Source organism: Paenibacillus glucanolyticus, assembly GCF_037333485.1.
Taxonomy (GTDB): domain Bacteria; phylum Bacillota; class Bacilli; order Paenibacillales; family Paenibacillaceae; genus Paenibacillus_AQ; species Paenibacillus_AQ glucanolyticus.
The window spans coordinates 687,501-711,094 of the sequence record NZ_CP147845.1 but is presented as its reverse complement, the minus strand read 5'-3'; the positions used below and the strand labels follow the sequence as shown (position 1 = coordinate 711,094).

At 49.6% G+C, this 23,594-nt stretch carries 21 protein-coding genes and 2 rRNA genes (1 of these 23 only partly in view); 3 read left to right on the top strand and 20 right to left on the bottom strand.

The window, feature by feature from the left end:
- Positions 1–60: 60 nt before the first annotated feature.
- Positions 61–1,149, bottom strand: coding sequence for a PIN/TRAM domain-containing protein (locus WDY75_RS03275; RefSeq protein WP_006212951.1), 1,089 nt, complete (start codon positions 1,147–1,149; stop codon positions 61–63).
- Between the two features lie 342 nt (positions 1,150–1,491).
- Between WDY75_RS03275 and WDY75_RS03270 the strand changes: the two genes are divergently transcribed.
- Entirely contained in the window at positions 1,492–1,887 is a 396-nt protein-coding gene (locus tag WDY75_RS03270) for a hypothetical protein (protein ID WP_036638413.1), read from the top strand.
- A 133-nt stretch (positions 1,888–2,020) separates the two neighbouring features.
- Here the strand turns inward: WDY75_RS03270 and pssA are convergent, their stop codons facing one another.
- The 17 genes from pssA to WDY75_RS03185 form a co-directional block, all read right to left on the bottom strand.
- On the bottom strand, positions 2,021–2,758 hold the full coding sequence (gene pssA / locus WDY75_RS03265; protein WP_006212953.1) for a CDP-diacylglycerol--serine O-phosphatidyltransferase: 738 nt from the start codon (positions 2,756–2,758) through the stop codon (positions 2,021–2,023).
- A 50-nt stretch (positions 2,759–2,808) separates the two neighbouring features.
- Positions 2,809–3,885: a DNA integrity scanning diadenylate cyclase DisA gene (gene disA / locus WDY75_RS03260; RefSeq protein WP_006212954.1), complete on the bottom strand. Its 1,077-nt coding sequence runs from the start codon at positions 3,883–3,885 to the stop codon at positions 2,809–2,811.
- A gap of 13 nt (positions 3,886–3,898) precedes the next feature.
- Positions 3,899–5,266, bottom strand: a complete 1,368-nt coding sequence (radA, locus tag WDY75_RS03255) for a DNA repair protein RadA (RefSeq protein WP_006212955.1) — start codon at positions 5,264–5,266, stop codon at positions 3,899–3,901.
- Between the two features lie 416 nt (positions 5,267–5,682).
- Positions 5,683–8,139 (bottom strand): ATP-dependent protease ATP-binding subunit ClpC, encoded by a 2,457-nt coding sequence (clpC, locus tag WDY75_RS03250; RefSeq protein ID WP_006212956.1) that lies wholly within the window; start codon positions 8,137–8,139, stop codon positions 5,683–5,685.
- Positions 8,140–8,248: 109 nt separating this feature from the next.
- Positions 8,249–9,313: a protein arginine kinase gene (locus WDY75_RS03245; RefSeq protein ID WP_006212957.1), complete on the bottom strand. Its 1,065-nt coding sequence runs from the start codon at positions 9,311–9,313 to the stop codon at positions 8,249–8,251.
- Between the two features lie 38 nt (positions 9,314–9,351).
- Positions 9,352–9,876: a UvrB/UvrC motif-containing protein gene (locus WDY75_RS03240; protein ID WP_006212958.1), complete on the bottom strand. Its 525-nt coding sequence runs from the start codon at positions 9,874–9,876 to the stop codon at positions 9,352–9,354.
- A gap of 23 nt (positions 9,877–9,899) precedes the next feature.
- The gene (locus WDY75_RS03235) at positions 9,900–10,361 is read right to left on the bottom strand and encodes a CtsR family transcriptional regulator (protein ID WP_006212959.1); all 462 of its coding nucleotides are present in this window, start codon (positions 10,359–10,361) and stop codon (positions 9,900–9,902) included.
- Between the two features lie 354 nt (positions 10,362–10,715).
- The gene (locus tag WDY75_RS03230) at positions 10,716–11,432 is read right to left on the bottom strand and encodes a GntR family transcriptional regulator (RefSeq protein ID WP_006212960.1); all 717 of its coding nucleotides are present in this window, start codon (positions 11,430–11,432) and stop codon (positions 10,716–10,718) included.
- Positions 11,433–11,440: 8 nt separating this feature from the next.
- Positions 11,441–12,457 (bottom strand): sugar kinase, encoded by a 1,017-nt coding sequence (locus WDY75_RS03225; protein ID WP_063477866.1) that lies wholly within the window; start codon positions 12,455–12,457, stop codon positions 11,441–11,443.
- Complete coding sequence (dagF, locus tag WDY75_RS03220) at positions 12,450–13,205, bottom strand: 2-dehydro-3-deoxy-phosphogluconate aldolase (protein ID WP_036638400.1); 756 nt, start codon at positions 13,203–13,205, stop codon at positions 12,450–12,452. Before dagF ends, WDY75_RS03225 begins: the two co-directional genes overlap by 8 nt.
- 1 nt (position 13,206) lies before the next feature.
- Complete coding sequence (locus tag WDY75_RS03215; RefSeq protein WP_063477867.1) at positions 13,207–14,310, bottom strand: DgaE family pyridoxal phosphate-dependent ammonia lyase; 1,104 nt, start codon at positions 14,308–14,310, stop codon at positions 13,207–13,209.
- Positions 14,288–15,391 (bottom strand): amidohydrolase/deacetylase family metallohydrolase, encoded by a 1,104-nt coding sequence (locus tag WDY75_RS03210; protein ID WP_172964026.1) that lies wholly within the window; start codon positions 15,389–15,391, stop codon positions 14,288–14,290. Before WDY75_RS03210 ends, WDY75_RS03215 begins: the two co-directional genes overlap by 23 nt.
- A 348-nt stretch (positions 15,392–15,739) precedes the next feature.
- Positions 15,740–16,486 (bottom strand): hypothetical protein, encoded by a 747-nt coding sequence (locus WDY75_RS03205; protein ID WP_006212965.1) that lies wholly within the window; start codon positions 16,484–16,486, stop codon positions 15,740–15,742.
- The gene (locus WDY75_RS03200; RefSeq protein WP_063477868.1) at positions 16,483–17,187 is read right to left on the bottom strand and encodes an ABC transporter ATP-binding protein; all 705 of its coding nucleotides are present in this window, start codon (positions 17,185–17,187) and stop codon (positions 16,483–16,485) included. Before WDY75_RS03200 ends, WDY75_RS03205 begins: the two co-directional genes overlap by 4 nt.
- A gap of 20 nt (positions 17,188–17,207) precedes the next feature.
- Complete coding sequence (locus WDY75_RS03195) at positions 17,208–17,573, bottom strand: GntR family transcriptional regulator (RefSeq protein WP_006212967.1); 366 nt, start codon at positions 17,571–17,573, stop codon at positions 17,208–17,210.
- A 44-nt stretch (positions 17,574–17,617) separates the two neighbouring features.
- Entirely contained in the window at positions 17,618–18,376 is a 759-nt protein-coding gene (locus WDY75_RS03190) for an ABC transporter permease (RefSeq protein ID WP_063477869.1), read from the bottom strand.
- Positions 18,369–19,334 carry an ABC transporter ATP-binding protein gene (locus WDY75_RS03185; protein ID WP_100086548.1) on the bottom strand — a complete coding sequence of 322 codons (966 nt, stop codon included), beginning with the start codon at positions 19,332–19,334 and terminating at the stop codon, positions 18,369–18,371. The genes WDY75_RS03190 and WDY75_RS03185 overlap by 8 nt, the downstream gene beginning before the upstream one ends.
- Before the next feature lie 344 nt (positions 19,335–19,678).
- Between WDY75_RS03185 and WDY75_RS03180 the strand changes: the two genes are divergently transcribed.
- Positions 19,679–19,987, top strand: a complete 309-nt coding sequence (locus tag WDY75_RS03180) for a metalloregulator ArsR/SmtB family transcription factor (protein WP_006212970.1) — start codon at positions 19,679–19,681, stop codon at positions 19,985–19,987.
- Positions 19,988–20,698 (top strand): SRPBCC domain-containing protein, encoded by a 711-nt coding sequence (locus WDY75_RS03175; RefSeq protein ID WP_006212971.1) that lies wholly within the window; start codon positions 19,988–19,990, stop codon positions 20,696–20,698.
- Positions 20,699–21,082: 384 nt separating this feature from the next.
- Here the strand turns inward: WDY75_RS03175 and rrf are convergent.
- Both rrf and WDY75_RS03165 read right to left on the bottom strand, forming a co-directional pair.
- A 5S ribosomal RNA gene (gene rrf / locus WDY75_RS03170) occupies positions 21,083–21,199 on the bottom strand.
- A gap of 66 nt (positions 21,200–21,265) precedes the next feature.
- A 23S ribosomal RNA gene (locus WDY75_RS03165) occupies positions 21,266–23,594 on the bottom strand (it continues 717 nt past the right edge of the window).

Sequence of the window (23,594 nt, the reverse complement as noted above, 5' to 3'; positions counted from 1 at the left end):
TCTTCACCCTTCACGTCAGACTGACGGAGAACGGATATGTATATCCCCATCATACCCCGTTTACTGGGCTTTTTCCAACAGTTTCGGTTTAGCGAAGATCATCCGGCCCGCTGAGGTTTGCAGTACACTAGTGACAAGCACTTCCATCATTGTGCCGATATACTCACGTCCGCCTTCCACAACGATCATCGTGCCATCATCCAAATAAGCAACGCCTTGACCATGCTCCTTGCCGTCCTTGATAATCTGGACCAGAATTTCCTCCCCGGGCAGAACCACCGGCTTGACTGCATTGGCCAAATCATTTATGTTCAGCACCGACACGCCCTGCAGCTCACAAACCTTATTCAAGTTGAAATCATTCGTGACTACTTTGCCCTGAAGCACCTTGGCGAGCTTAACCAGCTTGCTGTCGACTTCGGATATCTCCTCAAAGTCGCCTTCATAAATGAGCACCTTTACATCCAGCTCTTTCTGGATTTTGTTCAAAATATCAAGTCCACGCCGGCCGCGGTTGCGTTTAAGAAGGTCCGAGGAATCCGCAATATGCTGAAGCTCCTCCAGAACAAACTCAGGAATCACAATGGTCCCTTCGATAAATCCGGTTTTGCATATATCTGCGATTCTCCCGTCGATGATGACACTTGTATCCAATATCTTGTGCTCCTCAACGCGTCTTCCTTCCGGCTCAGGGGCTTGGCTCCACTTGCCCGACATCCATAAGGAAGCCAGTTCATCCTTCTTCTCCAGTCCAATCCGCAGTCCGATGTACCCGCCGAGCAGTGTAATCCCGACCTGCAGCAGCTGCCCAGCTTCTCCTAGCAGGGACAACCCGGGTGAGAGCAATAGGGACAACAGTAAGCCGCCCAGCAATCCAGCCGTTCCAGCGGCCAGTTCATTCATCGGAATCCGGGAGAACGAGGAGATCAGGCTGTGCAGCCATCTCGATACCCGATCAGCCGAAAGAACACCGATCATGCCAAACAATAATCCACCAAGCACCGCGAAGGCTCCGCTTCCCGCTGCCAGTATTCCTTGTCCAAAAATAGGCGAGAGCCCTGGAAAAGACCGTTCCATTGTATGATATAACGTATACCCGCCCCACGCACCGCATAATACCGTAAATGCTAAAATAGCTTTTTTTAACATGAGCTTCCGCACACCTCCTTTTTATACCTGAATATCGTTGCTTCTATTTTCCAGTATGGTCCAATTTATAAAGTCGTAATCGTGCCAGGTCATCTTTTTTTAAGAAAAACTTCCGCTGTATGCGATCTAACTTCCCTGAAAGTGCCTCGTTTAATATTTTTATTGATGGAGTTTTCACCTCACCTGTTGTACGGTCCAGCCTACCCCCGTCAGGCTTTGATGTATGCTAACACCAACCTCACAATTGGAATTGACTGCCTTCGGGCACCTGAAATTGGTTGAAATCGGCTGAAGTAGTGGAATATAATGAACTCAATTCATAATATCGAGGTGGATGTATAAATGAGTGCTCCCAGTCTACAGGCTTTTCAGGATCAAGTTTCCGAATTGTTGCTCCGTCACCGCAGTCTCTTGGATGTTCTGTCTAAAAATGGTCAAAGCAATGCTTCTGTCAACCGTGCCGTCACCAAAGCCATCACAGAGTGCGGATGCATCGAGCTTCATGCCACGAAGCAAAGCTTCGATATCGGCTCTGATCTCGAATCGGCCCGGGAATTGGCAGGCACCCACGTCGAAGGTCATCTGTGCGAGAACTGCCGTGAAGCGGTGAGCTCCGAGCTTGGCCGCAACATATTTTATATGTCTGCCCTTGCGAATCTTCTGGACATCCAGCTGGATGAGGTTGTTGTTAAGGAGTCTCAGAAATGTTCCACATTGGGTCTGTTTAACCTGTCGTAAAGCCGTTGGCATTCCAAACGGTTATGGCGGCAAGGTCATACATGGATACAAAAAAAAGCATTTATCTCGCTGCCTAAGCAGGGAAATAAATGCTTTTTATTTTGAGTTTATGTCAGCCAATGAGTTATGCTACTTATCGGTCAGAGGACTGATAAGCCTCATCCGATTTGTGGTCATCCTTCTTGCGTCGTCGGTTTTTGCGAGTCAATCTGCGGAAATTCTGCTGCAAACCATACCCTGCATATAGTACCAAGGGTACGAATATGAGCATGGAGGTTTGTTCCGGAAAGAACACGGCAACCATGACTGCACCTACGATAACAAAGGGTGTAAATTTAATTGCTGTTTTCGGAATGCCAATCTTCTTGAAGTTCGGGTACTTGACTGCGCTAACCATGAGATAGGAAAGAAGTAAAATGGCAAATATCATATAAGGAGCTGTAATCTCTTCATGGAATAAAGCCAGTGTTGCAAGCACGCCTCCCGCTGCGGGGATTGGCAGGCCGATAAAATATCCCGGTATTCCTGGACGAACGTTGAACCGTGCAAGCCGTAATGCGCCGCACATCGGAAATATCGCGGTTACTGTCCAAGCCAGAGCTGTATTAATATCCGTAAACGCTACGGTATACATGATAAGTGCTGGAGCTACGCCAAAGGAAATTACATCTGATAATGAGTCAAGTTCTTTACCGAATTCACTCTGGGCATTCAATGCTCGAGCTACCCGACCGTCCAGTCCGTCAAGGAGCATGGCAATGATAATCATAATGGCGGCCATACTCGTTCGACCTTCTGTCGCCAAGATGATACCAATCATTCCGAGAAACAGATTACCTAAAGTAAACATGTTCGGAATTGATTTCGTCATTTTTATATTCACCTCGTTAATTGTACGTTCGAACATCGATTGTAGGGCTTTTAGATTTGTCTGTCAATGAATACTTGTTCCTGCAATCTTTTCAAGCCCTCTTTTATGGTGCGTGCACGTACTTCACCAATCCCGTCCACTTCATCAAGCTCGTGAATCGATGCCGACATAATGCTGGATAAGTCATGGAACTGATCCACCAAATTGCGAATGATCACGTTCGGAAGGCGTGGGATTTTGTTCAAAATGCGGTAACCGCGCGGCAGGATCTCTTCTTCGGAAGCAGCGGCAGAAGCCGGGTATCCCAGAAGCCTCACAATATGGTGAATGTCCAGCAGCTCCTCATCCGTCGAACGCTTGAGCGCCAGTATGATCTCGCGGATTTTCTCCTCGCTGTACTCCCGGGCGTAGTCTGCATATAGCAGCCAAGCCTCTTCCTCCATATTGCTCACAAGCTCATCCATCTGCATGCTAATCAAACGCCCTTCGTTGCCGAGCTCGTTAATATAACGCTTGATTTCCTTCTTGATGCGAAGCACCATCTCCACGCGCTGGATGACATTAACAACTTCCGGAATGGTCACCAGCTCTTCAAATTCGGAGGCAGAGAGGTTCGTGAGCGATTGATTAAGCACCACTCTGTATCGCTCCAATGTCTGTATCGCTTGATTGGCTTTGGTTAATATTACGCCGATTTCCTTCAGCGCATACCTCAAAGATCCTTGGTACAGCGTAATAATGTTACGGCGCTGGGAAATGGACACCACCAGCTTACCCGTCTGTTTCGCTACCCGCTCTGCCGTTCTGTGCCGTATCCCTGTCTCGATGGAAGAGATCGAGGAATCAGGGATAAGCTGGGTATTGGCATACAAAATCCGTTTCAGGTCTTCGCTTAAGATGATGGCGCCATCCATCTTGGCCAGCTCGTATAAATAGTTTGGCGAAAAATCGCAGTTTATGGAGAAGCCGCCGTCGACAACTTCCATTACTTCCGGGCTGTAACCCACAACGATCAGGGCGCCCGTCTTTGCCCGAAGCACGTTCTCCAGCCCGTCGCGAAACGGCGTTCCCGGTGCTACCAGCTTCAGCAAATCATTCATTTTGTCCAGTTGGCTCGTTTCTTTCACCTTCGTATGCCCCCTAATCTAACGCAACCGCTAATGCATCTGCAACAGTGTTTACTCCTATGATTTGTATTCCTTTGGGATGCTTCCATCCCTTCAAACTTTTCTCAGGCATGAGTACGCGCTTGAAACCCAGCTTCTCCGCTTCTCTTACCCTTTGTTCCGCTCTTGAAACGGCACGAACTTCGCCGGTCAGGCCAACCTCGCCAAAAATGACATCATACGGCTTGGTCGGAATATCACGGAAGCTGGATGCAATGCTGACCGCTATTGCCAAGTCCACCGCAGGTTCATCGAGCTTAACGCCACCGGCGACATTCAGGTAGGCATCCTGTGTTTGCAGGAACATGCCCATCCTTTTTTCAAGCACAGCAATGATTAAATTCATTCGGTGATGATCCACACCGGTGCCCATTCGACGTGGTGATGGAAAATGGGTCGTAGAAATGAGTGCCTGCAGTTCGACAAGAACCGGCCGGGTTCCCTCCATGCTTGCAACAACTGTCGAACCGGCTACGCCTAATGGTCGTTCAGATAAAAATAGTTCCGATGGATTGCCGACTTCGCGCAGCCCATCCTCACCCATCTCAAATATGCCAATTTCATTCGTCGAACCGAAACGATTTTTCACCGCACGAAGCAAACGGTAAGTATGGTGACGCTCTCCTTCAAAATAAAGCACACAGTCCACCATGTGCTCCAGCATCCTAGGACCTGCAATGGCTCCTTCCTTGGTCACATGACCAACAAGAACCGTAGCGATGCCCTTCACCTTAGCCAGCCGCATAAAGCGGGCGGTGCACTCTCGAACTTGGGAGACGCTACCCGGCGCGCTTGTTACCTCCGGCAAATACACGGTTTGAATGGAATCGATGACAACAAAACCGGGCTGTACGCTCTCAATGGCCTCCTCAATCGATTCCAGATTGGTTTCGCAGAGGACAAACAGCTCTGGAGACAATGCACCGAGCCGGTCAGCGCGCAGCTTCGTCTGACGTACCGATTCTTCACCGGAAATATACAGAACGCGGACGCCGTTCTGAGCCAATCGGTTGGAGGCTTGCAGAAGCAGCGTGGATTTGCCGATGCCGGGATCGCCGCCAACCAACACGAGCGAGCCTGGGACAAGCCCGCCGCCCAGCACACGGTTCAATTCTGCAATGCCCGTCTGGATTCTGGGTTCTTTGCCGCTTTCTATATTTATGATCGAAAGGGGTTTTTCTTTACTATGAAAAAGAGGGGAATTCATCCCCTGCGTCTTGATTACCGTCTCGGTCTCTTCTACCATGGAATTCCATGATTGGCAGCCCGGACATTTTCCGAACCATTTGGGCGCTTCATAGCCGCATTCGGTACAGAAAAATTTCGTCTTAGTTTTTGCCATGTGAGTCTCCTTTATGTCGCACATCTTTTGTCGGATTCCGTAAAACCCTGCAAAATCAGGCATTACTCAAAGTTTACCATTTCTTATAATTCAACGTAAAGGCTAATCAGAAACTTTACGCGGCTTGAGATGGATTTGTTTCAAATTTGAAGGGTTGAAGGAGAATCAGCGTTATTTTTTGCTGCAATTTAATAACAAACATAAGTACATGTAAACCATACATGTCCTCTTCGCTGCCGGATCGTTCTTACGATCGCTGTCGCTTCTACAGAACGATTCCGTTCTCTACGCTGGGTTGATACACGAGGCCAGCTTCCTTCGCGATATGTCTTATTGCCGCCGATATAAAACAACCCCAACATTAAAAACAAAATCCCCGCTGGATTTTAACTCCAGCGGGGTGTTGTTGTTCCAACTTATTCCGTTTCAGCCGATGCGGCCGTAACGCTCTCGTTCTTGTTCACAACCAGTTCGCCGTTCGCCTCATCAATGATGAGCGAATCACCTTTGGTAATGTTGCCTCTCAGCAGCTCTTCGGAGAGACGATCCTCGATATGCTTCTGGATAGCCCGGCGTAATGGACGGGCACCGAAGGCAGGATCGTAGCCTTCCTTCGCAATGAAGGTCTTCGCTTTGTCTGTAAGCTCGAATTGAACCTCGAACTCAAGCAGACGCTTGCGCAGCTCATCGGACATCAATGTCACGATTTCGGCAATGTGTTTCTCTTCCAGAGAGTGGAACACAATGATCTCATCGATCCGGTTCAGGAATTCTGGACGGAAGCTCTTCTTGAGCTCATCCATCACTTTGCCCTTCATGTTGTTATAATCGCGGCCTGAATCACTCACAGCGGTAAAGCCCAGCGTCGAGTTCTTCTTAATCGCTTCTGCACCCACGTTGGACGTCAGGATGATCAGCGTGTTCCGGAAGTCCACCACACGGCCTTTCGAATCAGTCAGACGACCATCTTCCAGTACCTGAAGCAGAATGTTAAATACCTCAGGATGCGCCTTCTCAATTTCGTCGAGAAGAACAACGGAATACGGCTTGCGGCGAACCTTCTCGGTCAACTGGCCGCCCTCTTCATAGCCGACATATCCCGGAGGCGCCCCGACGAGACGTGACGTGGAGTGTTTCTCCATATACTCGGACATATCGATCCGCACGACCGCATTCTCATCACCGAACATCGCTTCTGCAAGCGCGCGTGCCAGCTCGGTTTTACCTACCCCGGTAGGACCGAGGAAGATGAAGGAGCCCATTGGGCGCTTCGGATCTTTCAGTCCTGCACGTGCCCGGCGAACCGCACGGCTGACTGCTTTTACAGCTTCCTCTTGGCCGATGACACGGCTGTGCAGGATTTCTTCCAGATTCAGAAGACGCTCGGTCTCTTCTTCCTTCAGTTTATTCACAGGAATACCGGTCCAGTTGGCCACCACATCGGCGATATCCTCTGGAGTCACTTCGGAATCGGTACGGCCTTGCTTCTCTTTCCATTGGTTCTTCGTGATTTCGAGTTCTTCACGCAGCTTTTGCTCCGTATCGCGCAGCGCGGCTGCTTTCTCGAATTCCTGGCTTTGGACTGCTGCGTCCTTCTCTTTGCGGATATCCTCCAGATGTGCTTCCTGATCCTTCAGATTTGGCGGTATAGTATACGTATGAAGGCGAACTTTCGAACCGGCCTCATCGATCAGATCAATTGCTTTATCCGGCAGGAAACGGTCGGTGATATAGCGGTCGGACAATTTCACAGCCTGCTCTATCGCTTCATCCGTAATCTTCACACGGTGATGCGCTTCGTAACGGTCACGCAGTCCATACAGAATCTGAATGGCTTCCTCAGGCGATGGTTGATCAACCGTAATCGGCTGGAACCGGCGCTCAAGGGCAGCATCTTTTTCAATGTATTTACGGTATTCGTCCAGCGTGGTTGCCCCGATGCACTGAAGCTCACCGCGTGCCAATGAAGGCTTAAGGATGTTGGAAGCGTCAATCGCTCCTTCTGCTCCGCCCGCACCAATCAGGGTATGCAGCTCATCAATGAACAGAACGATGTTGCCGGCTTGGCGAATCTCATCCATGATTTTCTTCAGACGATCCTCAAACTCGCCGCGGTATTTCGTACCCGCTACAACAGAACCCATATCGAGCGTCATAACGCGCTTATCGCGCAGCGTCTCCGGAATCTCATTGTTAATGATGCGCTGTGCTAAACCTTCGGCAATGGCTGTTTTACCTACTCCAGGCTCACCAATCAATACGGGGTTGTTCTTCGTACGACGGCTCAGCACCTGGATGACGCGCTCAATTTCCTTGCTGCGGCCAATGACCGGATCGAGGTTGCCTTCTTTGGCAATGGCGGTCAGGTCACGAGCAAGACTGTCCAGCGTAGGCGTGCTCACGTTCTGCGGCGTACCGTGATGGCTGGATACCGCCTCGCTGCTGCCAAGAAGCTGCAGAACCTGCTGACGGGCTTTGTTCAGGCTGATGCCCAGGTTGTTTAGCACGCGTGCTGCAACCCCTTCACCCTCACGAATCAGTCCCAGTAAAATGTGCTCCGTACCCACATACGTGTGACCGAGCTTTCGGGCTTCGTCCATGGAGAGCTCAATTACTTTTTTCGCTCTAGGCGTATAAGCAATGTTAGTTGGCTGCTCCTGTCCGCGTCCGATTAAAGTCTCCACTTCGTCCTGGATTTTCTCCAGACCCAGTCCAAGTCCGATCAGCGCTTTGGCTGCAATGCCGTCTCCTTCACGAATAAGTCCAAGCAGGATATGTTCTGTGCCGATATTGTTGTGACCCAGACGTACCGCTTCTTCCTGAGCCAATGCAAGCACCTTTTGTGCACGTTCCGTAAATCTGCCAAACATCATAGTATTGCACCTCCACGTTTCAATTAATATATTTAACCTCGCGGATTTCGGTGTATCGCCAGTTATTGCGACGTTTCCGTTCATCCATTAGTAAAACGAGAATCAATCCTTAATGGTTACCTAATGTTTCTCTGATGAGTTTAGCCCTGTACATATCTCGTTCGGAAGGATGCATGCCCTCTCCAAAGGTTTTTTGCAGAAAACCCGGCTGTGTCTTCACATTCAGCTCATTCATTACCGGAATTTCCGGACCTTCCAGGAGGCCGAGATCCACCCCAAGTCGAACGTCGGACAAGCGTTGGGCTGCTTCCTTCGAATCCATTACTGCCGCGTAGGACAGTATGCCGTAAGAACGCATCACCCGGTCCGTAATACGGAGCTTGGAGTCACCCAAGAGCCGCGCTCTGGCATTCTTCTCATGCTCGATGATCTGCAGGGCGACGCTGTGAAGATTCTCGATGATCTCCGCCTCGGTTTGACCGAGCGTTATCTGATTCGAGATTTGAAACAGGTTGCCTAATGCTTCGCTGCCTTCACCATAAATTCCTCTTACGGTCAGACCCACCTGCGATACAGCCGAAAGAATTCGATTGATCTGCTGCGTCATAACGAGAGCCGGCAGATGCATCATGACAGAGGCCCGAAGACCGGTACCGACATTCGTCGGACAGCTTGTGAGATAACCTCGTTTGTCATCAAACGCATAATCGATTTCGGATTCAAAAACATCATCCAGCGCAGTGGCACGTTCCCATGCCTCCCGAACCTGAAATCCGGGATATAAGCACTGTATGCGTAGATGATCCTCTTCATTGATCATAATGCTGACGGACTCATCTTCGGTAAGGATGACTGCACCATTACGGGATTCATTCGCCAGATTGGGACTGATCAGATGCTTCTCAACGAGAACCTTCTTATCCAGCTCATCAATCTCACTTAATTTAATTACATGCAAATCCCCAAAATCCTGCAAATCTTCCTTATCATTTAACACACGGGTCAGGCGCTCTAGCACTTCTCCTGACTGCTGATCCGTTGCCAGCAGCGGGAAAGGAAGATGCTGCAGATTGCGCGCCACCCTGACACGGGTGCTGATGACAATGTCGGAATCCTGACCGGTTCCGCGCATCCACTCGCTGAGCGCCGTATCGGTAAACCGGAGATTAGACATCACGCATTCCTCCTACTAAAGTGCATACTCATTAGATCTTATCCCTGAGCGATATTCTTCTCCAGCTCACGGATCTGGTCCCGGATCTCGGCGGCGGTTTCGAATTCCTCCTGCACAATCCGGAATTGAAGTTCTTTCTTAAGCTCGTCGATTTGGCGTTTGATCTGAATACGACCCCCTGTGCGCTTCGGCACCTTGCCAACATGGGATGTACCGCCATGGACTCGCTTGAACAACGGATCCAATCGATCCGAGAAATATTTATAACACGAGCTGCAGCCGAATCGGCCAAGCTTGCTGAACTGCGAATACGTCATACCGCATTCTTCACATTGCAGCGTCTGAGCCATTTTGGCACCGGGAGTCTGGCCCTTGCCTGAAGGATCCAGATCCAGGAGACCCGACAGCAAACTGTGTATAGAAAAACCATTCGACGTACCGGGGATCAATTCCCCTTTTTCGCGGGCACAAGTTTCGCAAAAATGAAACTCTGTTTTTTCCCCGTTCACAATTTTGGTGAAATGAAGTGTCGCTGGCCGTTTACCGCATTCTTGGCATACCATATCCAATGCCTCCTTACACAGACTCACTTACCTAATAAAGAAATAAGCATCGCCTTCATAATCCTTGCACGCAGCTCATCCCGATAAGGAAGCTTCACATTCAGGCATTCCCTTGAAATGGCGGCCCGCATCAGACTGGCCTCCCGCCTCGTCAAAAACCGGGATTCCTCCAGCTGATAGATCAGCCCTTCCGCTACCGTCTGATCAATCATGCTGCCGATTGTATGATGAAGATGCTGCTGGAGTGCAGTATGCTGAGGAAGCTCAATACGCTGGATGCGTATGTAACCGCCCCCGCCGCGCTTGCTTTCCACGAGAAAGCCCTTCTCCAAGGTAAACCGTGTACTGATGACGTAATTAATCTGGGAAGGAACGCAAGAAAATTGCTCTGCCAGATCGTTACGCTGAATTTCAACGGTGCCTTCCGGACTTTCCTGCAGTATGCTCTTCAGGTATTGTTCGATAATATCAGAGATATTACGCATGGTCTGTTCATCCTCCACTGTTTGAAACGTTAAGACGGATAGTGATCTTACACGTCCGCACAGAGCCTTGCTTATACTTGGTTTAACCATAATCAAAATCAGCGAACCCTCTCGTTGACTTTGACTTTCTTTGACTTTAATCTCATTATAGCACATTTTTTCATTTTGCCAAGAGGATCTTAGCGAATTCATCCTGCAGTCCATTTATTCTTATTGTACCCACTAATTCGAACCCTTATAGCCTTTTTCTGAAGATCCATTCAATATGGCGGCAAAAAAAAAGAAGCAGCCTCCATTTCCGATAAACACCGGTTTAAGGGCCACTTCTTCATCACCATCTATAAATTCACGCCATCAAACATCATAACTGATCAAATAATGCTGTAATTCCGTATTATAATAACCGATACTGTATTCAATCATGCTGCCCGCTCCGTCGTACGAGGATCTCAACCGCTTGAGCAGCGGTGCGCCTGCACTTACTTCAAGCAGTGGTGCAATCTCATCATCGGCTACGGTCGCCAGAAAGCGATCCCGGAAATTCTCCAACGTAATTTGACTCTCCTCGATACGGTCATACAGGGATAGCAGTTCGTTGGAATCGAACTCCTCCCCCATATCCACTTGAGCTGACACATAATGTGTATAGTAAATATAAGGGTTCCCGTCGAGCAAATACAACCGTTCAATAAGCAGGCACCGTTCGCCGAATTTCAAGTATAATTCACTATCCGGCTCGTTATGCACCCATTCCGTCTTCAGGTGGCGCTTCCGAATCTGGTGTCCTTCTTCAACCAAAATCTCCGTAAACAGCTTGCCCTTGGAAAGTTTGGAAAAGGAGGTGTTCCGGGTCACAATCGTTCCCACTCCGCTCCGTTTCTCTACATATCCCTCCTGATACAGCTCCTGGATGGCATTACGAACTGTCATTTTGCTGACATTGAATTCCTGCTCCAGCTGCGGCTCGGAAGGAATATGGGCACCAAGTGGGTAAACCCCATGCAGAATCCGATCTTTAATGATCTTCTTGATTTGCAGATATAATGGACCGTTCTTCCGCGTGATCGACATACTTCCTCCTACCTTTCCACATCAGACATATGCTGACTCATCGCCTGAAGGACTTCGCGTTCATTCGCCGTCGGCGTATCTCCCGTTACGGTATGGGCAAGCATCGCGGCAGCGGCGGCAAAATCAACCGTCCGTCCCGGTTCATATCCCTCTGAAATTCCGTGAAGCACACCACTGGCATAGGCGTCGCCTGCTCCGATACGGTCATGAACGGAGAACGTCAATGTTTGGGAAAAATAAAAGACTCCGTCCGTGTATAGATATCCTCGCAGGGAATGGGTATTATCCCCGTTGATCTTGCGGTGGGTCCCCGACGCAACCGTAATATTATACTTCGCGGCTACCTGCGGAATCAACTCCTGCAGCTGCTCGTTCCGGTCTTCACGCGTCGTCTCCATGCCGAGAATATAGAGAGCGTCTTTCTCGTTCATAAAAACAATGTCCGCCAATGACAGCATTTCCTCATAGTGCGGCTTGGCAAAGTCGTAGCGGTCCGCACCCCATAAAGAGGGACGATAGTTGCAATCGAACACAACCGTACCGCCTCTTGCCTTAACTTCCCTGGCCAACGTCTTCATCTGCCCCCGCACCGTGTCGTTCATCGAGAGGGTAATGCCGCAAAAGTGTATCATATCCACGCTTTCGGCAATCGCCCCGAAATCGTACATCTCATCCGCTGCCGTATTAAAACTGCTGCCCAGCCGATCCGTGTACGTGACACGTCCGGGCCGCACACCGAAGCCGTTCTCCAGGAAATACATGCCCACGTATTTGCCTCCCCGGCTAATCAGCGATGTGCCAATACCAAGCTTGCGCAGGTATGAGATCGCCGCTTCACCAAGCGGGTTATCCGGCAGCGTGCTGACCAGATATCCGGTATGACCGAATCTGGCGATGGCCGATGCGATATTGACACCGGTGCCCGAGAAGGAGTAATTCAAATGGCTCTCCTGAGCCAAAGATGCATACCCTGGTACTTGCAGCCGCATCATCACTTCGCCATAGGCAGCGATTCTCTTAGGCATATTGGTCAACCAGCGCTTTTAACTTTTGATGCAGTTCCCGAACATCACTGATGATGGTATCGCCGCTGGTTGAATCGATGATGGAGGAATATACGTGAGGAATAACCTGCTGTACTCTCGCTTCCAATGCAATACGTACAATCGCTTCAAAATTCTCTTTATCGATGCCACCAGTCGGCTCGAGCGCAAAACCTTCCTCTGCACATGCCTTCGCTACCGCGCGGTATTCATCCTCTAGCTTCAGCCCCTGCATCGGGAAATATTTCAGTGCATTGCCTCCCATATCGCGCACAAGCGCAATAGCGGCTTTAATAGGAATGATGGCCGCATCCGTTCCGGCAGCGCTCACCGGGCCGGTAGATATGTTCACGTAGCCCACCTGACCCGAAGGGGACACAAGGCTGTTTATCCAGCTTTCCTCTCCCCCCAAGTTAGCACGGGTAGCGCCAACGGCAGGGAATACCTGATTGATATGCGTGCCTGGATAGCCCTTCACGATCTCTGCTACGACTGCCGCTTGCCGGTTATCCCCTGCTCCAAGTCCGATAGACACGGCATCTTCAATAACAGCACCGTACTCCTTCATCGCGATAATGGCCTCTTGCACGTTCGGATAGTTCTTCGACAACACACCGACCACCACATGTCCTTCCGCTGCTTCGAATATTTCCTTTGCATTCTGGATGCTGCCTGCAAGCACATTCAGTGCTGCGCGGTTTCTGTAAAGACGTTTCTCCATATTGGCCATTTTAGTTTCCCCCTGCAATCTGCTGTATTCTTGTTAAAATGACTTGCAAATCATCGCCGGAAAGCGAGCGTGGATCGATGTCAAAATACCCCTGCCGCACACCGTAATCCCTTGTGTATATGGCGATATCGCCCTCGCGAAGCTGATCGTTCATCGATTTGGCGCTGACTCCCGCAGCTTCTTCGCCTACTTTCACACGTCCCCGGAAGATGGAGCGGCCTGCCTCATCCTGCACGATGGTAACCTCAATGCCCGGCAAATCCGATAAGGACTTCATTTCCTCGAGTGCAGCCTTCTCCTGTTCACTCTTGTCTTCCTTCACCATGTACTCATCCAGCGCCTGGAGCAATCCAAATGTGGTTTCCTTGCCTACCTTCATGCTTCGCCCAATGCCTTGCAGCTGCGCCTTCACCCACTCCACGTATTGCCGCTTGCCGCCTACGATGCCGGAGGTTGGACCCTCAATGGCTTTGGAGCCGCTGTATATAGCCAGATCACCGTATTTCACATACTTCTGGATATCCTCTTCAGCCGCCGCATCCACGATCAGCGGAAGCCCGTGAGCCTTGGCGACTTCAGCTGCCTCTTCCACCGAAATCATATTTTTCTGCACGCAGTGATGTGATTTCACATACAAGATAGCAGCGGTGCGCTCATGAATCGCTTCGGCGATATGTTCCTTGCGCCCTTCGTTGGCATAACCCACCTCAACAACCTTACCTCCTCCGAGGTAAACCATCGTTTCAACGGGAGCTCCATACTGCACATTGTGTCCCTTGAACATAATGATTTCGTTCTTGGCAATCGGCTCCTGATGCAGCCGATCACTGCGTCTGCGATTGCCCTCGGTTACAATGGCTGCTACGGATAATGCGATGCCGCTGGAAGCGGAATTGACAACTACCGCTGCCTCCGAACCGAGTATGCGCGCCATGTAATCGCCGGCTTTGTCTACCAGATCTGCGATCTCCACGTAACTCTGGCCACCGATCCGCATCGCTTCCATCACGGTATCCGTTGGTGCAGATACTCCGAGAATGCTCATGCGGCCACTGGCATTAACCACTCGTTTCAATCCATACTTAGCATGTAATGAATGATCCATTGACTACCACTCCCTTGGCTTCGATATATCGGTCGGCGATTCTTGTCTCCCCTTCGGAATCCGTTAAACTCAGCGGCCCCTGCTGCACCGTAAACAGCGTCAGGTGTGCTGCATCACCCACTTGGATTCTCCCCAGCTCCGGCCGTCGAAGCCAAGCAGCGGCATGGTCCGTTACGGCTGAGACCACCTCCTGCAAGCTGTAGCCCAAATAAAGGAACTTGGTCATCACGCTGGCCAGACTGTACACCGGACCGTTCATACGATTACCGCGATAAATATCCGTGCTGATTGTATTGGGCTTAATCCCCTGGTTCTTTGCATATTCCGCTACCAGGAACGAAAAGCTTGCTGTTCCATGACCCACATCCAGATGGACGCCGCGGGCTATCGCCTCTACCAGTGCCGGGATCGGCTTACCGTCCGAATCAAATAAATTGTTGGCTTTTCCGTTTAAATAATGGGTAATAATGTCGTCCTTCGAAAGCAGCTCCAATACCTCTTCAATAGGCGGGGGTCCCGATCCGATATGTACCATCAGCGGAAGCGATGTTTTCTCGGACAGTTTCCTTGCGAGACGAAGCGGCTCTACCCCATTATCCTTCACGACGCTTTTGCTGATTCTTGCCTTAAGTCCAATGATCAGATCCGGATAGGTGCGTATCGCTTTTATTGCCTTGTCGGCGTCAACCCAATCCAGACTGGAAAGCTCATCGATTCGTTGCAGACCAATATGGGATATATTCAAAAAAGCAAACACATTGGTCTTGGACCGGGCTACCTCGTCTGCCAGCTCCCCAATCCCGTCCGCACCGCAGCTGCCTGCGTCGATAATAGTGGCAACCCCTTGCTTAACGCCAATCTCATCAATGACATCCCCGTAGGGCTCAAGCTTGGCAACCGCATGGACATGCATATCAATCCAGCCGCTGGAGACATAGAGGCCCGTGCAATCAAACTGATCAGCACCGGTGGCCGTATTCGCAGCCGTTATTTCGGTAATAAATCCGTTCTCCATAACCATGTCAAAAGGTTGATCATCAAACACCGTCTGTACATTGCGCAACACAAAGCGCTGTTCCAAAATCTTCATAATCCCACCCCTTTAGCCTTGCCGATCCAGCCGTTATCCTCGTTATTTCGCCGATTTATATGGTGTGTAATCTGTGTATCGTGCTTATAGCATAGCATAGAACAATCGATACGTGAATATAACGTTATAATGTTTAGCATATTCCTACATATTATCTCCTTGCTATAACTTCATATGATGAGTTATTTCGATCATGAAGTATACTGATAGGTTCGGCTTGGCAAGGGTAATCTCCTTCCATACCAAAAAGAAACTGCCCTGTTCCGGGCAGCTTCTTCGTCTCTTACTATATATTCTTGCCTTCTTCATCTCCATGACAGTGTTATCTCTATGGTTAAACTAAACTTCCACTTTCCGATCAATCAGATAGACCGTTGCGTATAGGATCAAGGCTGCAAGCACGACTTCAAACGCAAGGGCTCCCCATGCCAGCGTATACTCTCCGGCAGATACGGCAAAGTCTGTCTCATTCCCAAAAGAGATGGTAGCCATCGGCCCGACCCACGCCACCTTTTCACCAAAGATTACATGGCTGAGCCAGCCAAGAATATTTTGCAGTGCGAAGAATACCAGAATGCCGATCCAAACGCTCCCCTTTTTCGTAATGCTTCTGGCAACCGTAATGGAGAAAAATATTGTGATCATCAAGTAGATCAACTTCCAAGCCATCATCAGCGCCAGCCCAATTGCATACGTAATAGGAAATTCAGATAAATGGATGTCTTGCAGCGGTATGCCGGCCGAGTTCCAATAATACCACATATGCAAAGCCGCCAGTATGCCAAGCACAAGCAGACTCACACATGCCATTATAAGCGAGGAAGCTACGCTCCAAACCGAACGAACAGGAAGCAGGCGACGGTGGTACGCCTTGATATTAAAGTCGAATGTCTTGCTAGCGACAACCACCAGTAGGACACTTACAGAGCCGTAGGCCAGCATGCTTAACCCAAGCATGATTCCAAGCTCCCAGTCTCTGATGGAGCCCGCCACCGTGATCGCAATCTGTACGATCAGAAGTATCGCGAATGCGCCAAGCAGCGTTGTCGAGTTTCTCTTCCAGTCGTATTTCAACAGTTTCATCATTCCGCATACACCTCTTTAAACATCTCATCCACGCTTTTTCCGTGCTTAAGGCGGATGTTCTCTACTTCGTCATGCATGACAACTTCGCCGTTGCGAATAAAAATCACTTCATCAAATATCCGCTCAATATCCCGGACCAGATGGGTCGAAATGATAATGCTGCTGTCCTCGTTGTAGAATTCAACAATCGCATCCAAAATCTTGCCCCTTGCTACCGGATCCACTCCACCAATGGGTTCATCCAGCATATACAGCTGGGCTTCACGGGACAAAGCCAGTGTTAACTGCAGGCGCTCGTTCATTCCTTTGGACAAGGAACTGATGCGATCATTCGCCTTCAAATTCATGAATTCCAGCATATTGTGGGCTTTCTCAACATTAAAGTCCTCATAAAAATCCTTGAAGTATGCCACCGCATCCGATACCTTCATCCAGGGCTCCGTCACAGGACGGTCGGGCATGAAGGATACGATAGCTTTGGTCTCCAGTCCGACCGGCTTGCCGTTCACTTCAACACCGCCGGTCGAAGGCTGGATCAAGCCTGCCGCAATCTTCATAAGCGTACTCTTTCCGCTTCCGTTGGTACCCAGCAAACCAATGATTTTTCCACCATGAATATTCAGGTTTATGTCATGTAATGCTCTCCGGCCGCCGGCGTAGGTCTTGTTTACGCTGCGGACCTGCAACAAGTTCTCCACCATGGTTTCACCTCCGCTATTGATCATGACTGCTTCACTGCATCTTCCACGATCGATATGATATCCTGATCTTTAAAGCCCAGCTCCTGCATTCCGCGAATAAACCGCTCCAGCAGATCGCCGGCCATTTCTTTTTTTATCGCCATAATCTTCGATTCCTCGCTTGTCACATATCGGCCCAATCCCCGCCGTGTCTCCACAATACCCTCACGCTCCAATTCTTGAAATGTTCGCTGCACCGTGTTTGGATTTATTTGAAGCTCACTTGCTAATTCTCGGACCGATGGGATTTTATCACCGGGCTGAAGTTTACCGATTATAATTTCTTTCTTTAAATACGTCATGATCTGTAAATAGATCGGCAGATTATTGTCGAATTCTATACTCACTGTCGGGTTGCTCCTTTCCGCCGCTCTACCTCTCTCGAGGTTCCTTATGCGACATCCCGTTTTTTAAACGTAACAAAGCCTGCCGTAAGAAACAAGAGAAGATATACAGCGAGCACAATAATTGAAAATGTCAGGCTCATTCCCGGTATCAGGGAACTGCCTCCCCCGCTGTACATGGAAAGATCCACGTTCGTGAACAGCAGGTATTTGGACCAGGAATAACGTGCAAGCAGCTGTACAGCCATGCTTTCCATAATAACCATGAACATCCCGATGCCGATGGCAGGACCGGTGGATTTCGTCAATATGCCTACCATAAAGGTTAACGTTACATAGACGATTGTATACACCAGATTATTGATTGCTTCCCTCAACACATCACCGATTGCAACCGTGCCGGATTCCATGCCGAACGTGATCTGACCCGTCAGCACGGAGACAACAAACATGAAAGCTACAAGGGTCAGGATGTAAATCAGAATGGCAACATATTTCGAAGCCAAAATCTTGGTACGGCTCTGCGCTCGTATAAGCAGCAGTTTGACGGTGCCCATACTGTGTTCCTTTGCTACCGCTCCCGCCGTAACTACGATCGCAAGCAGGGTCAGCATTTGTCCCATCCCCTTGGTGGTTACAGCCAATTGAGCGAACTCATAACCAGTGCTGCTGCCACCGCTGAATTTATAGAGCATAAACGCCATGAATAGCACCATTCCAGCCAACAGCACGTACGGCAGGAAAAAACTCCGTTTTTTAAACATTTTGAGCCACTCGTTCCAGACGAGATTTCCAAAGCTATGCAATGCGATTGCCTCCTGTCCATTTCAAAAATTCTTCTTCCAGTGAAGATTTAATCTCTTCCACCCGATAGATTCGTACCCGCGCATCGCACAGCGACTGGATCAATGCAGGTATGTCTTCTTCCGTCAGTTGAACCGTAACGATGCCCTCCTCGATCTGGGTGGCAAGAAGCGTGATGTCTTTCATATGCCTAATGGTCTGTTCCGCCATGGCCGCATCGTTTACGCGGAAGGTTACCGTGGTCAACTCTTCATCAACGACTGGGCCTCCGATAGAACGCTCGGTTACGAGTTTACCTTCCTGGATAACAACCACACGGCTGCACATCAATTCCATCTCCGACAGCAGGTGGCTGGATACGAGTATGGCAATCCCCTCATCCTTGGCGATTTGTTTCAAGTAGTCCCGCATCTCTCGGATACCGGCTGGATCGAGTCCATTCGTCGGCTCATCAAGGATGAGGATGGATGGATTATGCAGCAAAGCCTGGGCAATCCCTAACCGTTGGCGCATACCCAGTGAATAAGCACGAACCTTCTTGTGTATGGCATCCTGCAGCCCAACAAGCTTCACAACCTCCATAATTCTGGTGATGGTCACGCCCTCGGACATCCGCTGGTATTGTCTCAAGTTGTCATAGCCGCTCATGTAAGGGTAGAACTCAGGATTTTCAATAATGCCCCCGATATGGCGGATGGCTTGAACGAAATCTCTCTTGATGCTGTGCCCCTTAACATGCACATCCCCTTGAGTCATCTCGATCAGTCCGACTATCATGCGGATGGTTGTCGTTTTGCCTGCACCGTTCGGTCCAAGCAATCCCACAATTTCACCACGATAAATGTCAAAAGAAAGTCCGTCCACGATGTTCTTCTTTCCAATGGTTTTGGTGACCTGCTGGACTGTAAGAACGACTGGACTATTCTGAGCATTTGTCGAGGGTATCACTGATGAATGCATTCCATCCCCTAGATCATCTGATGCGTTCGATTTATTGGATGAATGGAGATGGGGATGTGCATTCGTTGTGCCGGATTTGCTTATAGCGTTAACAGCTTGGGAAGCACTGCTCCCCATGGCTGTGTTGTCTGCTGTGAGTTCTTTTGAACCGTTTCCGTTCATGTATGTGTTCCACTCCTTTTTTGTATTGGTGTTATAGTTAAATAGTACACTAGTGTTTTGGTTCTGTAAAGCCTAATTTTCAATTCAACCATTTATATTGACATCCAATTGATGGGAACCTATACTGAATGAATACATATAACCAAAAGGTTATCTGAATGAGGTGTGGAGGGATTTCAATCATGAGCGATATGTACCGTGCGATTTCAGATCCCATCCGAAGGAAAATATTAAACATGGTAGCCCATCAAGAGCTCCCTCAGCTAGAGATCGTGAGAGCATTTCATATTTCGCAGCCAGCCATTAAAAAACATCTGGCTATTTTGCTCGAAGAAGAACTGCTGCTTGAGCGCAGAGAAGGCAAGTACTGCTTCTACCGACTGAACGTCCCAATCTTTCAGAACGGGTATGAGCAGCTTCAGCATGAGCTTGGCCATATTCTGGAGAACAAACTGACTAAGCTCAAACAATACCTAGAGGAGGACTTATGAATGACAGCTATTTTTAAGAACGTGAAGAGAGAAATTGTAATCCGCACAACACCGGAACGGGCATGGAAGGCATTGACCGAACCGCAGGAACGAAACCGCTGGGAAACCCGTCATTGTGAGATCGACCTGAAGGTCGGCGGTCAAGTCGCTCTTGATTACGGCTGGGGCGTATCCTATATCGGCACGATTGAAGAGCTTATCCCTAACCGTAGACTTACGCTCAGAGGTGAAGACAACGAGCTTACCATTTGGACAATGGAACCTCATCTCGATGGGACACTGGTTGGCATTGAGTACACTGGGCTATGGTCTAATGAGCAAGAGTATATGATGATGGATAACATGGCATTTGGTACATATCGTTTTATGCGTAATATGAAGAGTGTCCTGGAAGATGAGGCGGACATGCGATCCACCTTCTGGTCAAGCTGGATAGGCATGAATCATTATACTTACCGCGGTGACAGCTTAGAGGGCGTCAAGGTCGTTGAGGTGTTACCCGGTACGTCTGCGGACGGGAGCTTAGAGGCAGGCGATATCATCACAGGCGCGGACGGGCAGGTCATCCGCAGCTATGATGAGCTGGAGGATAAAGTCACATCCATGGAGCCTGGTGAGAAGGTTGAGATCGGATTCGTTAGAGGTGGTGAACCCTTAAGTGTTACTCTTACGGTTCTGCCATATGGGCAGAGGAATGTTACCCAAGCATAAACGTAGTCATCCCTCAGACACGATCCCCGATGGGAACGATCAGAGATGGGACATTACGTAGATATAATGGTGATAATGAAGGCGTCTTTTCTAGGACGTCTTCAATTATGAAGGAGCGTCTTTGGTGGATGAGCGGATTAGTTCCCTGTTCTGGTGCTGTTTCAGTGCTTCCGACTACCCTACCTTATGACTAGACATATAGAACCCTAATGACGACATACGCAAATTATTCTGACTACTTGTAAAGAAGCTTAAGGATACTCTACATGTAGTTAAGGATCCTGATGTCTACCAATTTGACTGCATACAGGTTAGCTTTAAAGAATATCTACAAACAGGAAAAGACCGTTATCGATAACTCGATAACGGTCTTTATGGTTGTTCGCTTGGCGACGTCCTACTCTCCCGGGACCCTGCGGTCCAAGTACCATCGGCGCTGGAAGGCTTAACGGTCGTGTTCGGTATGGGTACGTGTGGAACCCTTCCGCCATCGCCACCAAACGGCTTCAGATGCTTAATCACCTGAAAACTAGATACGAAACGAATTTGCAACACATTGAAATATCTTTGGATAAGCCCTCGACCGATTAGTATTGGTCAGCTCCATGCATTGCTGCACTTCCACCTCCAACCTATCTACCTCGTCGTCTTCAAGGGGTCTTACTAGTTGGGAAATCTCATCTTGAGGGGGGCTTCACGCTTAGATGCTTTCAGCGCTTATCCCTTCCGTACGTAGCTACCCAGCCATGCTCCTGGCGGAACAACTGGTGCACCAGCGGTACGTCCATCCCGGTCCTCTCGTACTAAGGACAGCTCCTCTCAAATTTCCTACGCCCACGACAGATAGGGACCGAACTGTCTCACGACGTTCTGAACCCAGCTCGCGTACCGCTTTAATGGGCGAACAGCCCAACCCTTGGGACCTACTTCAGCCCCAGGATGCGATGAGCCGACATCGAGGTGCCAAACCTCCCCGTCGATGTGGACTCTTGGGGGAGATAAGCCTGTTATCCCCAGGGTAGCTTTTATCCGTTGAGCGATGGCCCTTCCATGCGGTACCACCGGATCACTAAGCCCGACTTTCGTCCCTGCTCGACTTGTAGGTCTCGCAGTCAAGCTCCCTTATGCCTTTGCACTCTTCGAATGATTTCCAACCATTCTGAGGGAACCTTGGGGCGCCTCCGTTACTCTTTAGGAGGCGACCGCCCCAGTCAAACTGCCCGCCTGACACTGTCCTCGCACCGGATCACGGTGCCAAGTTAGAACCTAGATACGATCAGGGTGGTATCCCAACGTCGCCTCCACACAAGCTGGCGCTCATGCTTCAAAGGCTCCCACCTATCCTGTACAGATCGTACCCAAATCCAATATCAAGCTGCAGTAAAGCTCCATGGGGTCTTTCCGTCTTGTCGCGGGTAACCTGCATCTTCACAGGTATTAAAATTTCACCGGATCTCTCGTTGAGACAGCGCCCAAGTCGTTACGCCATTCGTGCGGGTCAGAATTTACCTGACAAGGAATTTCGCTACCTTAGGACCGTTATAGTTACGGCCGCCGTTTACTGGGGCTTCGGTTCACAGCTTCGGATTGCTCCTAACCGCTCCCCTTAACCTTCCAGCACCGGGCAGGCGTCAGCCCGTATACTTCGCCTTACGGCTTCGCACAGACCTGTGTTTTTGCTAAACAGTCGCTTGGGCCTTTTCACTGCGGCCCCCTCGGGCTATTCACCCTACCGAGGCACCCCTTCTCCCGAAGTTACGGGGTCATTTTGCCGAGTTCCTTAACGAGAGTTCTTCCGCGCGCCTTAGAATTCTCTTCTCGCCTACCTGTGTCGGTTTGCGGTACGGGCACCTTCACCTGACTAGAGGCTTTTCTTGGCAGTGTGAGATCATGACCTTCGCTACTGTAATTTTCACTCCCCATCACAGCCCAGCCTTATCGATGTGCGGATTTGCCTACACATCAGCCTCACTGCTTGGACGGACATCCATCAGTCCGCGTCACTACCCTCCTGCGTCACCCCATCGTTCATAACGGTTTACGGTGGTACAGGAATTTCAACCTGTTGTCCTTCGATTACGCCTTTCGGCCTCACCTTAGGTCCCGACTTACCCTGAGCGGACGAGCCTTCCTCAGGAAACCTTGGGCTTTCGGCGGATCAGATTCTCACTGATCTTTTCGTTACTCATACCGGCATTCTCACTTGTATGCTGTCCAGCGCTCCTTACGGTACACCTTCAACCTACATACAACGCTCCCCTACCCCTGAATCGACTTCACTCCGCCTTCGAAGTGTGTTTATCCCCTGAGTGCATTTGGTCATCCTTGATTTCATCTCAAGCCTGACAAAAATGTTCATCTCAGTATTCACTACCTCAAAGAAGCAGTGAAGTCGATTCAAGCCATAGCTTCGGTGGTGTGTTTAGCCCCGTTACATTTTCGGCGCAGAGTCACTCGACCAGTGAGCTATTACGCACTCTTTAAATGGTGGCTGCTTCTAAGCCAACATCCTGGTTGTCTGTGCAACTCCACATCCTTTCCCACTTAACACACACTTGGGGACCTTAGCTGATGGTCTGGGCTGTTTCCCTTTTGACAATGGATCTTAGCACTCACTGTCTGACTCCCGGATATAAGTCTATGGCATTCGGAGTTTGACTGAGCTTGGTAACCCTTGCGGGCCCCGCACCCAATCAGTGCTCTACCTCCACGACTCTTAATTCCGAGGCTAGCCCTAAAGCTATTTCGGGGAGAACCAGCTATCTCCGAGTTCGATTGGAATTTCTCCGCTACCCCCACCTCATCCCCGCATTTTTCAACATACGTGGGTTCGGGCCTCCAGTGCGTGTTACCGCACCTTCACCCTGGACAGGGGTAGATCACACGGTTTCGGGTC

Bases quoted from the DNA above. Each gene is read 5' to 3' on its own strand.
- WDY75_RS03275 (WP_006212951.1), bottom strand. From the start codon at position 1,149: ATGTTAAAAAAAGCTATTTTAGCATTTACGGTATTATGCGGTGCGTGG.
- WDY75_RS03270 (WP_036638413.1), top strand. From the start codon at position 1,492: ATGAGTGCTCCCAGTCTACAGGCTTTTCAGGATCAAGTTTCCGAATTG.
- pssA (WP_006212953.1), bottom strand. From the start codon at position 2,758: ATGACGAAATCAATTCCGAACATGTTTACTTTAGGTAATCTGTTTCTC.
- radA (WP_006212955.1), bottom strand. From the start codon at position 5,266: ATGGCAAAAACTAAGACGAAATTTTTCTGTACCGAATGCGGCTATGAA.
- clpC (WP_006212956.1), bottom strand. From the start codon at position 8,139: ATGATGTTTGGCAGATTTACGGAACGTGCACAAAAGGTGCTTGCATTG.
- WDY75_RS03245 (WP_006212957.1), bottom strand. From the start codon at position 9,313: ATGTCTAATCTCCGGTTTACCGATACGGCGCTCAGCGAGTGGATGCGC.
- WDY75_RS03240 (WP_006212958.1), bottom strand. From the start codon at position 9,876: ATGGTATGCCAAGAATGCGGTAAACGGCCAGCGACACTTCATTTCACC.
- WDY75_RS03235 (WP_006212959.1), bottom strand. From the start codon at position 10,361: ATGCGTAATATCTCTGATATTATCGAACAATACCTGAAGAGCATACTG.
- WDY75_RS03230 (WP_006212960.1), bottom strand. From the start codon at position 11,432: ATGTCGATCACGCGGAAGAACGGTCCATTATATCTGCAAATCAAGAAG.
- WDY75_RS03225 (WP_063477866.1), bottom strand. From the start codon at position 12,457: ATGCCTAAGAGAATCGCTGCCTATGGCGAAGTGATGATGCGGCTGCAA.
- dagF (WP_036638400.1), bottom strand. From the start codon at position 13,205: ATGGCCAATATGGAGAAACGTCTTTACAGAAACCGCGCAGCACTGAAT.
- WDY75_RS03215 (WP_063477867.1), bottom strand. From the start codon at position 14,310: ATGGATCATTCATTACATGCTAAGTATGGATTGAAACGAGTGGTTAAT.
- WDY75_RS03205 (WP_006212965.1), bottom strand. From the start codon at position 16,486: ATGATGAAACTGTTGAAATACGACTGGAAGAGAAACTCGACAACGCTG.
- WDY75_RS03200 (WP_063477868.1), bottom strand. From the start codon at position 17,187: ATGGTGGAGAACTTGTTGCAGGTCCGCAGCGTAAACAAGACCTACGCC.
- WDY75_RS03185 (WP_100086548.1), bottom strand. From the start codon at position 19,334: ATGCATTCATCAGTGATACCCTCGACAAATGCTCAGAATAGTCCAGTC.
- WDY75_RS03180 (WP_006212970.1), top strand. From the start codon at position 19,679: ATGAGCGATATGTACCGTGCGATTTCAGATCCCATCCGAAGGAAAATA.
- WDY75_RS03175 (WP_006212971.1), top strand. From the start codon at position 19,988: ATGACAGCTATTTTTAAGAACGTGAAGAGAGAAATTGTAATCCGCACA.